Raw genomic sequence first — 16,282 nt, forward strand, 5'->3', positions numbered from 1 at the left:
TCTTAAATTCAGTTGTCAAAGTAAATTTGGCCGCGCATAGTGCTGTGCAGAGCAAAATTTGGTCGATATGCGCCGATAGATGCCGTTTGGGTGACCGGTCTGCGAATTTTAAGATGAATTTTGTTCGCGACTTAAATGAATTCTGGGCGCACGAAGGTATGAATGACGACGCGGAACTCCTTGGCTGCGGCCCCCTTCTTCAGTCCGCGGACTCGGCGCAGCGCCCGCTGCGCCAGCAGGTCTTCGAGCACGTGCGGGCGCTCGGCCGCGTACCGCGGGTGCAGGTTGCCAAGGACCTGCGGGTTAGCCCGGCTTCTGTCACCACGATCACCTCTGAGTTGATCGAGACGGGTTTCCTCGAAGAAGTGCAGGCGCCGCGACCGGGCGAGACCAGCCGGGGCCGCCCTGCCGTCGCGCTGCAAGTACGTCCGGGGGTGCACCATGTCATGGGGGTGAAGCTCTCGGACATCCATCACACGGCCGTTCTGGCCGATCTTTCAGGCCAGGTGATCGCCACCGCCGCGATGCCGCGCACGCCCGGGCAGCTGTCGGTCGACATGGTGGCCGAGGTGACCGGGGCGCTGATGCGCCAACTTTGTGCCGAGGCGGGGGTGGAGGCGGCATCGCTGCGCGCGCTCGGCCTTGGCGTGCCGGGCTTTGTCGATACCGACAGCGGCCTGGTGCGCTGGTCGCCGATCCTCGACATGCGCGACAGCGACCTCAGCACCGCGCTGGCGCAGCACTTCGATCTGCCCGTGCATATCGACAATGACGCGAACCTCGTCACGTTGGCCGAGCTCTGGTTCGGGGCCGGGCGGAGCCTGTCGAACTTTGCGGTGGTGACCATCGAGCACGGGGTCGGCATGGGGTTCGTCATGAACCACCGGCTCTACCGTGGCGCGCATGGCATGGGGATGGAACTGGGGCACATGAAGGTGCATCTCGACGGCGCGCTCTGCCGCTGCGGCCAGCGCGGCTGCCTCGAGGCCTATGTCGCCGATTACGCGCTGGTGCGCGAGGCGCGCACGGCGCTGAACCTGCCTGATCTCGAAACCCGCTCGGTGCGGGCGTTGCTGGAGAGCCTGTTCAGTCAGGCGCGGGCGGGTAACCCGGCGGCGCATTCGATCTTCCGCCGCGCCGGGCGCTACCTGTCGCTGGCGCTAGCCAATGTGACCAACCTCTTCGATCCGCAGCTGATCATCCTGTCGGGGGAGCGGATGCGCTACGACTACCTCTACGCCGGCGATACGCTGGCCGAGATGAAGTCGATGATGATCGAGACCGGGCGCGCGGCGCCGAAGGTCGAGATCCACGCCTGGGGCGACATGGTGTGGGCGCGGGGCGCGGCGGCGCTGGCGCTGGAGACGCTGACCGAACAGATGCTCGGCGCGAGCCGCGAGATGGCGGCGCAATGATCCGGGCGGCGCTCTGTTTCGCGCTTGTTCCGTCGCTGGCGTCGGCGGAGCCAAGGTTCGAGGATGACAGCGCGGGTCTTCCGCTTCAGCACGTCTATTCCGGTGGCTGGGAGCATTTCGTCGGCGGGGGTGTCGCGGCCTTCGACTGCAACGGCGACGACCTGCCCGAGCTCTTCGCCGCCGGGGGCACCGCCCCGGCCCGGCTTTTGGTCAACCGCTCAGACAAGGGCGGGGGACTGCGCTTCGAGGCGGGGGAGGTGGCCGAGATCACCGGTGTCACCGGGGCCTATCCGCTCGACCTGGACAGTGACGGGCATCTCGATCTTTTCGTACTGCGGGTCGGGCCGAATGTCGTGCTGCGCGGCCTCGGCGAGTGCCGCTTCGAGGAGGCGACCGAGGCGTGGCATCTGCCGCAGCGCGATGCCTGGACCACGGCTTTCGCCGCCACCTGGGAAGCGGGTCAGGGCTGGCCCACCGTCTTCACCGGAAATTACGTTGATCGGTCCGACCCTGAGGGCCCCTTCGAGGCCTGCGATGGCAGCGAGCTGATCCGCCCCGGCGCGCAGGGTTTCGGACTGGTGGAAAGCATCAAGCCCGGCTGGTGCACCCTCTCGGCGTTGATCTCCGATTGGCAGCGCAGCGGCACGCCAGAGCTGCGGCTGTCGAACGACCGGCACTACTACGTGAAGGGCGGCTACGAGCAGATGTTCCGGCTTGCGACGCTTGAGGAGCGGACGGACTGGACGAAGGTCTCGCTCTGGGGCATGGGCATCGCCTCGCGCGATCTCACCGGCGACGGGCTGCCCGAAGTGATGATGACCTCGATGGGCGACCAGCTGCTGCAGTTCAACCGCGGCGGGGGCTTCGAGGATGCGCCCTATGCGCAGGGCACCACGGCGCACCGACCCTACACCGGGGGCGATGGGCGGCCCTCGACCGGCTGGCATGCCGAGTTCGGCGACGTAGACAACGACGGGCGGGCCGATCTCTTCATCTCCAAGGGCAACGTCGACCAGATGCCGGGCATGGCGATGGACGACCCCAATTCGCTGCTGATGCAGGGGAAGGACGGGCGCTTTGCCGAGGCCGGGCTCGCGGCGGGGATCGCCAGCCTGCACCGATCGCGCGGCGCGGCGCTGGCCGATCTTAACGGCGACGGTCTGCTTGATCTGGCGGTGGTCAACCGCCGTGCGCCGATGGAACTCTGGCGCAACGTGACTGAAGGGACCGGAGCCTGGGTCGGTGTCGCGCCCGCGCAGTCCGGCAGAAATCGCCAGGCGGTGGGGGCCTGGGTCGAACTGCGCGGTGCTGCGGGGGAGCAGGCGCAGGAGGTCACCGTGGGCGGCGGTCATGCCGGCGGCAGTGCGCTGCCGCTGCATTTCGGGCTCGGCGCGGGCACGGACGCCGAAGTGCGGGTGGTCTGGCCGGACGGCAAGGCTGGCGCCTGGCAGCCGGTGCGCCCCGGCGAGGTGATGCGGATCGAGCGGCGCTAAGCCTCAGCGATCGACTGGCAAGCCCGAGGGCACGCTGTCCGGCACGCCAAGCCGCCCCGACAGAGCCACCGGATCGGTTAAGGTGTCGAGAAACGCCATGAGCGCCGCGATCTCTTCGCCCGTCAGCGTCTTGCCCGGACCCGCCGCCGCCGCCAGCGCCTGCACTTCCTGCGGGGTGTCCATCACCGCCCAGTCGGGCTTTGTTTCCGGCAACTCGGGCAGGACGACATGGCGGGTGTAACGGCTCAGCCCATCGGCCCGCGCGGCGTGATCGGCGAGAAAGGCGCGCAGGTCGTCATGCCCGCCCGCGTGGCCCCATGGGCCGGTCTTCGTGACATTGCGCAGCGAGGGTGTGCGGAAGGCAAAGCGGTCCTCCTCGCGCCCGGTCACCCGCATCCGCCCGTCGTCGCGCGCGTGATGCTCGAAGCGCTCGGCCTTGCCCGGCCCGAGCTGCGGCGCGCCCATGGCGTGGAAATCATGGTCGGTGAGGAACGGCCCCGCGTGACACTCCGCGCAGCCCGCGTTTCCGTAAAACAGCGCCGCCCCGTCGGCCGCAGCCCCGCTCAGCGGCGCCTCGCCGCGCAGGGCCGCATCGAACGGGCTCTCGTCCGACCGCCATTCGAAGGCAACGAAAGCTGCGATGGCGTTGGAGATGTCGGTGAAATGCACCGGCGTGCCGCCCGCCACATGCGGGTAGACCGCCTTGAACCGCGCGGCATAGTCGGGGATCGCAGCGACCCGCTTCGAGATGATGTCCCAGGCACCGCCCTCGCCGGTGATCCGCCCCGAGCGCACCGCCTTCGACACGTCGCTTTCCGAGTAATGCCCGGCCATCTCGTCGGGCGAGAGCACCGGGAACATGGTCTGCGCCGAGAGCACGCCCGAAAAGCCCCGCTCCATGTCCTCGGCCATCGGCGTGCGGAGGCCGCCGGGGCGTGACGGGTCGGCCTCGATCCGGCCGTCGTGGAACAGCACGGTGAATTCCTGCGCGCCGAGGTTGAAGAGCGCGGTGGCGTTGCGCGGGATGCGCTGTTCGGGTGTGTCCTCGGCGGTCACGTGGCGATCCGGCCCGAGCCCGACGCCGCCCTCGCCGAGCCCGAGGCTCAGCCCGTCCGAGGTGGCAAAGCGCGGGTGGTGGCAGGTGGCGCAGGCGATGTTGCGGTTGCCCGACAGGATGCGATCATAGAACAGCAGCTGACCGAGCGCGACTTCCGAGGCGTCCGTCTCGACGTAATCAGCATCGCTCACAGTGCGCGGCAGATGCGTGTCCGCCATGGCTGCGGACCCGGTCAGCAAGGTCAGCCCCACAAGGGCCATGCCCGTCCTGCGCATCGCCATCTCCTCCCCCTCTGTGGGTCATTGATGGCACGTGGGCGGCGTCTGCGGCAAGCGGTGTGGAGCGGGGGCTCTGCCCCGGTCCGCTGACCCGGTCCGCTGACGCGGCCTCCCCGGGATATTTGCGCCGAGGCGAAGAGGCTCAGCGGAGCGCCAGCCCCTCGACGCCAAAGGCATGGATCTGCGTGGGCTCGAAGGCCAGGCCGCAGGATGCACCGGGGGTCAGCCCGGTGTCGCCAAGCGCGCGCACCGTGAGCTTGCCCGCGGCGCCGCAGTCGACGATCACGTAGGTGTCGGCCCCGAGGTACTCGAGCACGTCGACCGTGCCGTCGAGCTGGCCGTCGCCCGGCGCGGTGAGCGTGATGTGCTCGGGGCGGATCCCGACGTGACGGGCCTCGGGCGGCATGGGATCGGCGAGGCGAAGCCCGTCCACGTCTGCCGGCATCACGTTCATCTTCGGCGATCCGATGAACTGTGCGACGAACAGGTTGCCGGGCCGCTCATAGAGCTCGCGCGGGCTGCCGACCTGGCTGATCCTGCCGGCCTCGAGCACCACGATGCGGTCGGCCAGGGTCATCGCCTCGACCTGGTCGTGGGTCACGTAGATCATCGTCGAGCCGAGCGCCTGGTGCAGCTTGGCGATCTCGTAACGCATCTCCACCCGCAGCGCCGCGTCGAGGTTCGACAGCGGCTCGTCGAAGAGAAAGGCGGTGGGATCGCGCACGATCGAGCGGCCGATGGCCACCCGTTGGCGCTGCCCGCCAGAGAGGTCCTTGGGCCGCCGCTCGAGCAGCGGCTCGAGCTTCAGCACCCTTGCTGCCTCATCGACCTTGGCGGCGATCTCTTCCTTCGGCGCGCCCGCCGACTTCAGCGAGAAGCCCATGTTCTCGCGCACCGACATATGCGGATAGAGCGCGTAGCTCTGGAACACCATCGCAAGGCCCCGCTCGGCCGGGGGCTCGGCGGTGGCGTCGCGCCCGCCGATGACGATCTGCCCGCGCGATGTTTCCTCCAGCCCGGCGATCATTCGCAGCAGGGTGGATTTGCCGCAGCCCGAGGGGCCGACGAAGATGACAAACTCGCCTTCCTCGACGGCGAGGTCCACGCCCTTGATCACCTGCGCGTCGCCGTACCATTTCTCGACGGATTTGAGCTCGATGCCAGCCATGTCAGTCTTTCCTCATCAGTCTTGCGGAAGGCGCTGCGGCGCCTCTCATCCTTTCACCGAGCCGGCGGTCAGCCCCTTGGTCATGAACCGCTCCAGCCCCAGGAACAGCACCATGATCGGCACCGTGGCGATCACCGAGCCGGCCATCAGGTGCTGGCGCGGCACCTCGGAAGAGTTCAGCGAGGCAATGCCGCGGGTCAGGGTGAACTTGTTCGGGTCATCCAGAAGCATGAAGGCCAGCAGGAACTCGTTCCACGCGATCATGAAGACGTAGAGCGAGACCGAGGCCAGCGCCGGCAGCGACAGCGGCAGGGTGATCTTCCAGATCACTTTCAGCCGCGACAGCCCGTCCATCAGCCCGGCCTCCTCGACCTCGGACGGCAGGCCGCGGAAGTAGCCCTGCAGCATGTAGAGCGCCACGGGGATGGTGGTGACCGGGTAGATCAGCACGATGCCGAAGATGGTGTTGCGCAGCCCGGTCATCGAGAAGGCGATGTAGATCGGCAGCGCCAGCACGATCATCGGCACCATGTAGATCAGCAGGATCGAGCGCGAGAACACCTTCTGCCCGCGGAAGCGCAGCCGCGCCACGGCATAGGCGCCGGGGATGGCGAAGGCGAGGGTGATCAGCACGGTCAGCACCGAGACGTAGAAGGACGTCCAGAGATAGCTGCCGAAATTGTAGTCCCGCATCAGCTCGACGTAGGAGCGGAAGAGCCCGAGCCCCTGATCTAGGTCGAGCGAGAAATCCAGCGGGTTCTGCACCAGCGCCGCCTGGTTCTTCAGCGAGGTCATCACCATCACGTAGAAGGGGATGACCACGATGGCGGTGAAGAAGATGTAGCCGAAGCCGGTCAGGAAGCGGATCACCGCCGCCTCGAAGACATGGCGGGTGAGCGCGCCGGGCACCACCTTGTCGAGGATCTTCCAGAGCCCGACCCCGGTGAAGAGCACGGTGGCGAGGATGCCGGTCCAGCGGGCCAGCGGCGCGGCCTCGGGGTCGATGGCGATGGGCGAGAGACCCGCGAGCCCTGCGGCGAGCAGCATGATCGCGCCGAGGCCGAGCGGCAGCGCGGGCCTGCCGCCGCCACCCCGCAGGCAGGCGAGGCCCATCAGCGCACCCCAGGGCAGCGCCAGCCACGCGGGCCGGAAGCCGGCGCCGGTGGCAAAGCTCATGGCGACCGCCACGGTGGTGGCGACGACGAAGCACCAGAGCGCTCCCAGCAGCGGCGCAGTGACATATCCGAAACGCAGCGGTCTCATGGCGTCCCCCTGCTTCCATATGTGCCAAATATCCCGGGGGTCCGGGGGCTGGCCCCCGGTCCGGCACAGCTCAAGGTCGGCACGGTTCGGAAAATGCGCATCACAGCCCCTCCTCCCGGCTCATCACGCGGAAGAAGAACAGCGAGAAGAGGATCAGCGACAGGAAGATCACCACCGCCACCGCCGCCCCCGCGCCGATGTTCGACAGGGCGAAGGCCTGCTCGTAGACGTTGACCGTCAGCACGCGGGTGCCGGCGTTGCCGCCGGTGAGCAGGAAGATGTCGTCGAACTTGTTGAAGGTCCAGATGAAGCGCAACAGGAACAGCACCGAGAGGATCCCCAGCAGCTGCGGCAGCGACAGGTAGCGGAACTTCTGGAAGGGCGAGGCGCCGTCCATGTCCGCGGCCTCGTACATGTCGGTGTCGATCGACTGCATCCGCGCGAGGATGAAGAGGAACGACAGCGGGAAATAGCGCCAGATCTCGAAAAGGGTCACCATGATCAGCGCCAGAGGCCGCTCGCCGAAGAAGTTGATCGCCTGGCTGGTCACGCCCATCTGCATCAGCAGGGCGTTGGCCGAGCCGGAGTAGGGATCGAAAAGCAGGATCCAGGCAAAGGCCACGGCGATCACCGGGGCAACATAGGGAAAGAGGTACAGCCCGCGCAGGATGCCTTGTCCGGTGAAGCTCTTGTCGAGCAGCATCGCGGCGAAGAGCCCGAGGATCAGCGCGCCGGCGGTGCCGAAGACGGTGTAGAACAGCGTCACGCCGAGCACCGACCAGAACTCGGCGCCATTGAAGATGCGCGCAAAGTTCTCAAGCGTGAAGCCCGAGAAGGAGGTCAGGACGTTGTTGGCGCGACCGCTGATGACCGGCTCGCTCGCTTCGACGTCGGGCCCCTCGAAATAGGACGGGTCCGCCGCGACAGGGATGCGGATCTGATCGCGGAAGCCGCCCTCCCAGTCGCCGAGGTCGCAGGTGAGCGTGGCGTCGTCGAGCGTGCAGCGCGGGTCCATCTCGGTGGCACTCAGCCCTTCGGGCCATGTGTCGGTCAGCGTGACGCCGGTGATCGCCTGGTCCTGCGAGGAGTTGCGCAGGCGGTAGCGCAGGTAGGCGTCCGGATCGCCTTCTTCGAGGTCGCCGCGGATGTCCTCGCGCACCACCGGCGCGGGCGGGCGCAGCTCGGCGAGGCCGATCGGCTTGAAGGCGATCCAGAACACCGCCAGCAGCGGCAGGATCACCACCAGCGCCACGGCGGCGAGGGTGGGGAAGAGCAGGCCCCAGGCCAGCCGCGCCTCGCGGCGGGCGAGCGGGCCCATGCCCTTCGGTGGAACGGGTTCCATCATGGACACCCTCCGGTCTTGCACGTCAACAGATGCGGGGCGCCGGAAAAGCGCCCCGCCGTATCAATCGCTTACTGGATCGCGCTCAGCTCTTCGTTGAGCTGGCTGACTGCCTCGGCGGCGTCGATCTCGTCGTCGATGAAGGCACGCACGACGCGGTTCACCGCCTGGCTGTTGACCATCTTCGAGGCCAGCGCCATCTGGCCGACGTCGGCACCCCAGCGCTGCGCCACGTCGAGGCCGGCGACAAGCTCGTTCACCGTGTCCTCGCCGTAGAGATCGCCAAGCGCCGCCTGGCGATCGACGCCGACCGGCAGTTTCGACCACTCGGTGACGAACATCTCGGGGTCCTCGTCGGTGCCGCGGCGGACCGGGAACTTGCCCTCTGGGGCGATTGCCAGCGTGTCGAGATAGCCCTCGTCCATCGAGAACTTGACGAATTCCTCGGCGACGTCGGTATTGGCGTCGCCGGTAATGCCGAGGAAGTTCAACTCGGCAAAGGCGGCGCCGTCGGGGTTGGACGGGCCCGAGAAATTGGTGACGATGCCGGTCTTCCCGGCCAGCTCGGCCGAGGTCGGATCATCGGTGATCGTGGGCGGCGCGCTGTCGCGCAGGCCGGCCAGCTCGTCGAGGATGAAGGGCGACCAGATGGTCATCGCGGTATTGCCCGAGAAGTAGATCGTCCGCGCCTGGTCCCAGTAGAGATCGCCCGGCGGCGAGGCCTTGGCGATGGTCTTGTAGAACTCCAGCACCTCGGTGGTCGCGGCCTCGTCGAGCTCGGCAAAGCCGTCCGCGCCGACGGGTGAGACGCCGTTGGCGAGGAAGACGTGCTCGAGAACCTGGCTCATGAAGGCCTCATCGACCTTGGTGGCGGCGACGAAACCGTACATCTCGGGTGGATTGTGCAGCTTCTCGATCGCGGCTTCGACCGCGGCGTAGCTGGTCGGCGGCTCCAGCCCGGCCTCGTCGAAGAGGTCCTTGCGGTAGATGATCATCTGCGTCCAGCCGTCGGCGGGCACCGAGGCGAAGCCGTCGTCGAACTCGGCCATCTTCAGCGCGCCGGGGGCAAAGGTGGCGCCGCCCAGCTCCTCGATCACATCGGTGGCGGCATCGGGGTCGAGAATGCCGGCCTCGGCCCAGGGCAGGGCATATGAAAGCGGGTGGTAAATGACATCGGGCATGTCGCCCGCGGCATAGGCGGCGGTGGCGCGGGTGCCCATCTCGCTCTCGGTGACCGGGATCACCTCGACCTCATGGCCGCTGGCCTCGGTGAAGGCCGCGGCCATGGCCTCCTGCTTGGCCAGCCGCTCGGGCTGCTCCTCGATGGTCCAGAACCGGATGGTGTCGGCCTGGGCCATCCCGGCGGTCAGCGCCAATAGCATGGCGGTGCCGCCGAGAGCGCGGCGTTTGATGGGTGTCATCGTCTTCCTCCTGTTGCCTTTTTTGGTCAATCCAGCGGGCGGAAGGGGAGGCATGCACCAACCGTGCAGCAAGCGGGGGAGGGCGCGCGTGCGCGCGCGGGGCTGCCGAAATGCAGCAAGACCTCCTCCCTGGAAAACCCCTTCACAAGCGTAAACATTCGAACAATCTCCTGGGGGGAGACTTGGGGCTCAAAGCGCTTTAGGCAAGGAAAAAAGACGCTGCAGCGCGGCAACTTACGAGGTTTTCAGGTCAGATGGAGACTTTTTCGAGCAGCGCCTCGCGATCGATCTGCCCGGCCTGTCCGGAAAGCGACACAGCCCCCCGGGTCACGGCATAGAAACTGTCGGCCAGACCCCAGGTGAAATCGAAGTATTGCTCGACCAGCACCACCGCCATGTCGCCTTGGTCGCGCAGCTGCGCGATGACCCGGCCGATCTGCTGGATGATGTTGGGCTGGATGCCCTCGGTCGGCTCGTCGAGGAGCAATACGCGCGGTCGACTGATGAGCGCGCGGGCGATGGCAAGCTGCTGCTGCTGCCCGCCCGACAGATCGCCGCCGCGGCGGTGAAGGAAGTCCTTGAGAATTGGGAAAAGCTCGAAGATATGCGCCGGCACGCCGCGCTCGGAGCGCGGCAGGCAGGCAAAGCCGGACTCGAGGTTTTCCTGCACCGTCATCAGCGGGAAGATCTCGCGCCCCTGCGGCACGTAGGCAATACCGGCGCGGGCCGCCTGATAGGCGTTGAGGTGCTCGAGCGGCGTGCCGTCGAGACTGATCGTCCCGCTGGAGTAGGGGTGGCGCCCGGCGATGGCCTTGAGCAGCGAGGTCTTTCCCACGCCGTTCGTGCCCATCACCGCGGTGACCTTGCCGGGCTCCGCCGCGAGGCTGATCCCGTGCAGGATCTGGCTCTGCCCGTAGTGCAGGGTGAGGTTGTCGACCTTCAGCATGGCGTCTCGCTCCGTCCGCAAATCTCTTCGAAGAGATTTGCAACGTCCTTCGAAGGACGTTGCAGTGTCGCGTGTGTCTTCATCGTCCGAGGTAGACGTCGATGACGTCCTGGTTGGCGGTCACGTGATCGAGCGAGCCCTCGGCAAGCACCGAGCCCTCGCAGAGCACCGTCACCTTGCAATCGAGCCGCCGCACGAATTCCATGTCGTGCTCGACCACCACCACCGCGTGTTTCTGCGCCGCGCGGCGCAAGAGGTCGGTGGTGTGCTCGCGTTCCGCCGGGGTCATGCCCGCCGCGGGCTCGTCCACGAGCAGCAGCCGCGGGTCCTGCGCCAGCAGCATGCCGATCTCGAGCCACTGCTTCTGGCCGTGGCTTAGCTCGCCCGAAACCCGGCCAAGCTGGTCCGAGAGGCCGATCTCGGCGGCGATCTCCTCGATACGCTCCGCCCCGGCCCTGGTCTTGTTGTAGAACAGCACGTCGAACGGCCCGCGCTTGTTCTTCAGCGCCATGGCGAGGTTTTCGCGCACGGTCTGGGCCTCGAAGACCGTGGGTTTCTGGAACTTGCGCCCGACGCCGGAGCGGGCGATCTGGCTTTCCGACATCTTCAGCAGCGACACGGACTTCTCGCCCCAGAGCACGCGGCCTTCGTCGGGGCGGGTCTTGCCGGTGATGATGTCCATGAAGGTGGTCTTGCCGGCGCCATTGGGGCCGATGATGGCGCGCAGCTCCGGCTCGCCGATGCGGAAGGAAAGGTTGTTGATCGCCTTGAAGCCGTCGAAGCTGACGGAGACGCCGGACATCTCGAGCAGGGTCTTCATTTCTCTTCCTCCCCCTCGACGGTGCGATGCGCGCCCATGTCCGGGCCGAAGTCGCCGACGCGCTCGGGCACAGGATGGCGGCGGGTGAACAGGTCGAAGATGCCGCCGATTCCTTTGGGCGCGAGCAGGGTCACGGCGACGAAGCTGAGGCCGAGCAGCACCAGCCACCAGTCGGTCCAGTTGATCGTGTAGACCCCGAGGTTGACGTTCGGTGCGCCGCCACCGGTGAACCAGCTCGACAGCAGCGAGACCACGGCCGCGCCGAGCGCCGCGCCGTAGAGCCGCCCGCGGCCGCCGATGGCGACCCAGACCGCGAGGTAGATCGAGGCGATGGGGGCGATCTCGGCCGGGTTGATGATCCCCGCCTGCGGGTAGTAGAGCGCCCCGGCGAGCCCCGAGACGATACCGGTGAGTGTGAAGATGAAGAGCTTGTAGCTTTCCACGTGGTAGCCGAGGAAGCGCACCCGGTTCTCGTTGTCGCGGATGCCGCGGATCACCGAGCCCATCTTGCCCGAGACCACCCAGGCAAAGAGCAGGTAGCCGAGGCCGAGCGCCGCCGCCGAGCCCCAGAAGAACCAGATCGAAATGGTCGATTGCGGCACCGCGTCGAGTCCCGGCAGGTTCTGCAGGCCCGACAGCCCGTTGTTGCCGCGCAGCCCGGCCTCGTTTTGGAAGAGGTAGAGCGAGAGCGCCAGGGTCATCGCCTGCGTCAGGATCGACAGGTACACCCCGGTGACCCGGCTGCGGAAGGCGAGCCAGCCGAAGACCAGCGCGAGGATCCCCGGCACCAGCACCACCATCGCAAGCTGCAGCGGGAAGCTGTGGGCAAAACCCCAGAGCCAGGGGAAGTCGGCGCTGCCGACCACGCCGAAGATCTGCTGGCCGATGGCGTCGTGGATTTCCTCGGGGGTGGGCGGGATCGGCGCGGCGCGCAGGCTCTCGGCGATGATGAGCTCGGTACGGGCGTACATCAGCCACATGCCGATCATGTAGCCGCCGAGCCCGAAGAAGGCCATGTGGCCGAGGCTGAGGATGCCTGTGTAGCCCCAGACCACATCCATCGCCACGGCGACCAGCATCAGGCAGAGCGTCTTGCCCAGCGTCTTGACGAAGGAGGTCGAGAGGAACCCGGTGCCGGTGGCGGGCGCGAGCACGGTGACCAGCAGCACGAAGAGCGCCAGCGCCAGCAGGAACCAGGCGACCGATTTGTTTTGGGCGAAGAAGCTGCTCATGCGGTGGCTCCCTGGGTCAGTGCCCTCGCCGCGCGGGCGCGTTGCCCGCGGGTCGGTCGCCCTCCGGCCGGAAGAAGGGGGCGCTGCCCCCGAGCCGCTGCGCGGCTCTCCCCCGGGATATTTGCAACATGTGGACGTGCAGGGGGCGGCGCGGATTTCATCTTTCCGAAAATACTCCCGCCGGAGGCGTCCGCGAGCGCAGCGATGCGGGCACGGCTGGTCATCAGGGTCATGGTCAATCTCCTGCCGCGCGGCCCTTGAGGGCGACAATGCCCTTGGGTCGGAACTGGATGAACAGGATGATGAAGAGGATCATGTAGGTCTGCGCCGCCAGCGTGTTGCTGGGGTTCATCCACTCGATGCCCTTCTGCAGGATGCCGATCAGCGCGGCGCCCGCGAGGGTTCCCCAGACGTTGCCGACACCGCCGACGACCACGGTCATGAAGCTCTGCACGATGTAGTTGGCGCCCATCTCGGAGGTGACCTGCGCGTAGAGGCCGATGGCGATGCCAGCGATGCCCGCGATGCCCGAGCCGAGTCCGAAGGTCAGCATGTTGATCTTGTCGGGGTTGATGCCCATCGAGGCGGCCATGCCGGGGTTCTGGGTGACGGCGCGGACCTCGAGGCCGATGCGGGTCTTATTGAGGATGAAGAGGATCAGGCACAGGAAGACCAGCGCCAGCACGAAGATCGCGATGCGGATATTGGCGATGCCGGCGACGTCGTTGATGATCCAGGCACCGTCGAGCCAATGCGGCGAGGTCAGCGGGCGGGCCTGGGTGCCGAAGATGTTCTTCGCCAGCTGCTGCAGCGCGATCGAGATGCCGAAGGTGGCGAGCAATGTTTCCAGCGGGCGGTGGTAGAGCCAGCGGATCACCAGCCGCTCCATGGCAACGCCGGCGGCGAAGGTGATCGCGAAGGCCAGCGGCAGGGCGACGATCAGCGACAGCGTGTAATCGGGGATGATCTGTTGCACCACGTAGCCGGTATAGGCGCCCATCATGATGAACTCGCCATGCGCCATGTTGATCACCCCCATGACGCCGAAGGTGATGGCAAGGCCGATGGCGGCGAGGAAGTAGATCGAGGCCAGCGACAGCGAGTCGAGCCCGAAGTCCACCGCCTGCCAAAGGCCGACGCGGGTGCGCACCGAGCCGAGCGCCGCTTCGGCGGCTCCGGTGATCGCGGCATCGGGCTCGGTGTATTCCTCGTAAAAGACATGGGAGGCGAGGGCGGCGGCGCGGTCGTCCTCGGTGACGCGGGCGGGCACGAGACCTTCGGCGGCGAGGGCGGCATAGGCGCGGTCGCGGCCCGCTTCCGAGACGAGCTGGCCGAGCGGCACGCCGCCGACGGCACCATCCACGAGGTTGGCGGTGAGCGCGGCCTTAATCTGCTCGCGGCTCTGCACCGGCTGGGCGAGCTCGGCGCTGACCAGGCGGGCATAGGCCTCGGTCTCGGTCAGCTCCTTGCCGGGGGTCAGCTCGCGGGCGATGTTGGCGCCCTCGGGCAGGGTTTCGGCAACACCGGAGCGGGTGGTGAGGATCTGGTTGAGGACCGCGCGCACGTCGACGCTGAGCTCGGAGGACAGGGCCTCGATGGCGGCGATACGCACCTCGGGCGTGGCGCCGAAGCTGGCGGTGAGCATGCCGTCGAGGCGCTTCTTGCGGGCCAGAACGCCGGGGTCTTCCTCGGTCTCGATCGAGGCGCGCAGCGGCTCTATCTGGTCTGCCGAGGGGCTGCGGGCGATGGCGTCGAGCGCGGCGATGCGGTTGTTGATGTTCGGATCGGACAGCTGGAACTGCACCAGCGCGGTGCCGATCACCCGGCGCACACCGCCGTTGGGGCGAATCTGGTCGATCTCGGCACCGGGGGCGGTGCCTGCGGGGTCTCCGGTGACGATGTCGGTCAGCGCGTAGTCGCCGCCATCCTTCTTGGCGTAGAAGAACTGCCCGTCGGAGGTGCGCTGGTAGACCTCGCGGTCGGCCCAGTTCTGCAGGAAGGCGGGTACGGCGGGATCGCCGGAGGTGACGAGCGCCTCTATCAGCGTGTCCACGGTCTGGCGTCCGGGCTTGGCCACCTCGTCCGCATATTGCTGGAGGATCGCCTTGAGGCCCGTGTCCTGCGCAACGGCTGCGAGCGGCGCGAGTGTCAGGCAAAGCAGGAGCGCAAGGGCGGAGAGTAGCGCGCGCGGCATGGGCGGCCCCCGGGAACAGAGTTCGGAAATCGGAACGATGGGGCGGCGGGCGCGCGGCTGATGCACGCGCCCGCCGGAGGGTGGGTCAGATCAGTAGTTGGACTGGATCTGCACGCAGCTCTCGGTCTCGGTGTTGTACATGCCGCACTCGAGGTCCTTCCAGTCGGACTTCAGGACGGCCGAGTCCGGCAGGAAGTCGGTCCAGGCATCGCCCGGAACCGGATCGGTTTCCGAGATGATGTCGAACTGGCCGTCGGCGCGGATCTCGCCGATCAGCACCGGCTTGGACAGGTGGTGGTTCACGCCCATCACGGCGGTGCCGCCGGTCAGGTTCGGGTACTCCTGGCCCCACATGGCTTCGCGCACGGCGTCGACATCGGTGGTCTCGGCGGCGGTCACCGCGTTCACCCACATGTTGAAGCCGATGTAGTGGGCTTCCATCGGGTCGTTGGTAACGCGGGCTTCATCGCCGATGAAGGCATGCCATTCCTTGATGAACTCGGCGTTCTCGGGGGTGTCGGCGGTCATGAAGTAGTTCCAGGCCGCGAGGTGGCCCACGAGGTTCGAGGTGTCGAGGCCGGAAAGCTCTTCTTCACCCACGGAGAAGGCCACCACGGGGATGTCGTCGGCCGAGACGCCCTGTGCCGCCAGTTCCTTGTAGAAGCCGATGTTGGCATCGCCGTTGATCGTCGAGATCACGCCGACCTGCTTGCCGTCGGCACCGAGCGCGACCACGTCGGAGACGATGGTCGACCAGTCGGAATGGCCGAAGGGGGTGTAGTTGATGAAGATGTCTTCCTCGGCGATGCCCTTGTCCTTGAGATAGGCCTCGAGGATGCGGTTCGTGGTGCGCGGGTAGACGTAGTCGGTGCCGAGCAGGGCGAATTTCTCGACGCCAAGCTCGTCGAGGAAGTAATCGGTGGCCGGGATCGCCTGCTGGTTCGGCGCGGCGCCGGTGTAGAAGACGTTCTTCGAGCTTTCCTCGCCTTCATACTGCACCGGGTAGAAGTAGAGCGCGTTCAGCTCTTCGATGACCGGCAGTACGGCCTTGCGCGAGGCGGATGTCCAGGAGCCGAAGATCACGTCGACCTCGTCGTTGGAGATCAGCTCGCGGGCCTTTTCCGCAAACAGCGGCCAGTCGGAGGCCGGGTCCTTCACCACAGCTTCGAGCTGGCAGCCCAGAAGCCCACCAGCGGCGTTCTGCTTCTCGATGAGCATCAGCATGGTGTCTTTCAAGGTGGTCTCGGAAATTGCCATGGTGCCGGAGAGCGAGTGCAGCACGCCCACCTTGATCGGGCAGTCAGCGGATTGCGCCGAAACCGCACCCGCGGAAATCATGGCCAGCGCGGCCACGGTGGAAAATTTCATTGCTTTGATCATGTTCAACATCCCTAGAGAGCGGGGTCTTCGCTCCGCGCAGCGCGGCTCTTCCGGCCGGCGATCTGGGCGGGACCTCCTCCGCTTCGATTATCGTTGTGCCACAGGCGGCTGCCCTGTTGAGCTTGGTCCGCCTAGGCTCCCCGTTGACGCACCGACACGCGGCGCTCTCTTCGGATAACGGAGGCGGGACGACCCGCCACGTGCTTTCCGTATCGGAGCCTTGCGCCGGGATGGTGTGCTTATTTGGCGGGCATCACACGGCGTAATCGCTCA

Annotated in this window: 12 protein-coding genes; 2 read left to right on the forward strand and 10 right to left on the reverse strand. The window is 66.9% G+C overall.

The features are described 5' to 3' along the window. The first annotated feature begins 158 nt into the window (after positions 1 to 158). A complete protein-coding gene (locus tag BM397_RS22220) occupies positions 159 to 1,415 on the forward strand; it encodes an ROK family protein (RefSeq protein ID WP_092428634.1) in 1,257 nt (418 codons plus the stop codon). Beyond that, complete coding sequence (locus BM397_RS22225; RefSeq protein WP_092428636.1) at positions 1,412 to 2,908, forward strand: CRTAC1 family protein; 1,497 nt, start codon at positions 1,412 to 1,414, stop codon at positions 2,906 to 2,908. The genes BM397_RS22220 and BM397_RS22225 overlap by 4 nt, the downstream gene beginning before the upstream one ends. 3 nt (positions 2,909 to 2,911) lie before the next feature. Here the strand turns inward: BM397_RS22225 and BM397_RS22230 are convergent, their stop codons facing one another. The 10 genes from BM397_RS22230 to urtA all read right to left on the reverse strand — a co-directional run bounded on the left by BM397_RS22230 (position 2,912) and on the right by urtA (position 15,967). Then, on the reverse strand, positions 2,912 to 4,240 hold the full coding sequence (locus BM397_RS22230) for a cytochrome-c peroxidase (protein WP_092428638.1): 1,329 nt from the start codon (positions 4,238 to 4,240) through the stop codon (positions 2,912 to 2,914). 145 nt (positions 4,241 to 4,385) lie between these two features. Next, the gene (locus tag BM397_RS22235) at positions 4,386 to 5,411 is read right to left on the reverse strand and encodes an ABC transporter ATP-binding protein (protein ID WP_092428640.1); all 1,026 of its coding nucleotides are present in this window, start codon (positions 5,409 to 5,411) and stop codon (positions 4,386 to 4,388) included. Positions 5,412 to 5,456: 45 nt separating this feature from the next. Next, complete coding sequence (locus BM397_RS22240; protein ID WP_092428642.1) at positions 5,457 to 6,674, reverse strand: carbohydrate ABC transporter permease; 1,218 nt, start codon at positions 6,672 to 6,674, stop codon at positions 5,457 to 5,459. A gap of 100 nt (positions 6,675 to 6,774) precedes the next feature. Further along, positions 6,775 to 8,019, reverse strand: a complete 1,245-nt coding sequence (locus BM397_RS22245) for a carbohydrate ABC transporter permease (protein WP_092428644.1) — start codon at positions 8,017 to 8,019, stop codon at positions 6,775 to 6,777. Between the two features lie 68 nt (positions 8,020 to 8,087). Next, positions 8,088 to 9,437 carry an ABC transporter substrate-binding protein gene (locus BM397_RS22250; RefSeq protein WP_092428646.1) on the reverse strand — a complete coding sequence of 450 codons (1,350 nt, stop codon included), beginning with the start codon at positions 9,435 to 9,437 and terminating at the stop codon, positions 8,088 to 8,090. 250 nt (positions 9,438 to 9,687) lie between these two features. Then, positions 9,688 to 10,383, reverse strand: a complete 696-nt coding sequence (gene urtE, locus BM397_RS22255; RefSeq protein ID WP_092428648.1) for an urea ABC transporter ATP-binding subunit UrtE — start codon at positions 10,381 to 10,383, stop codon at positions 9,688 to 9,690. A gap of 79 nt (positions 10,384 to 10,462) precedes the next feature. Beyond that, a complete protein-coding gene (gene urtD, locus BM397_RS22260) occupies positions 10,463 to 11,203 on the reverse strand; it encodes an urea ABC transporter ATP-binding protein UrtD (protein WP_092428650.1) in 741 nt (246 codons plus the stop codon). After that, the gene (urtC, locus tag BM397_RS22265; RefSeq protein ID WP_092428652.1) at positions 11,200 to 12,435 is read right to left on the reverse strand and encodes an urea ABC transporter permease subunit UrtC; all 1,236 of its coding nucleotides are present in this window, start codon (positions 12,433 to 12,435) and stop codon (positions 11,200 to 11,202) included. Before urtC ends, urtD begins: the two co-directional genes overlap by 4 nt. Positions 12,436 to 12,670: 235 nt before the next feature. Further along, positions 12,671 to 14,629, reverse strand: coding sequence for an urea ABC transporter permease subunit UrtB (gene urtB, locus BM397_RS22270; protein ID WP_092428654.1), 1,959 nt, complete (start codon positions 14,627 to 14,629; stop codon positions 12,671 to 12,673). A 90-nt stretch (positions 14,630 to 14,719) separates the two neighbouring features. After that, a complete protein-coding gene (gene urtA / locus BM397_RS22275) occupies positions 14,720 to 15,967 on the reverse strand; it encodes an urea ABC transporter substrate-binding protein (RefSeq protein WP_245696184.1) in 1,248 nt (415 codons plus the stop codon). Positions 15,968 to 16,282 lie beyond the last annotated feature (315 nt).

This window comes from Alloyangia pacifica, from assembly GCF_900116195.1.
Classification (GTDB): domain Bacteria; phylum Pseudomonadota; class Alphaproteobacteria; order Rhodobacterales; family Rhodobacteraceae; genus Salipiger; species Salipiger pacificus.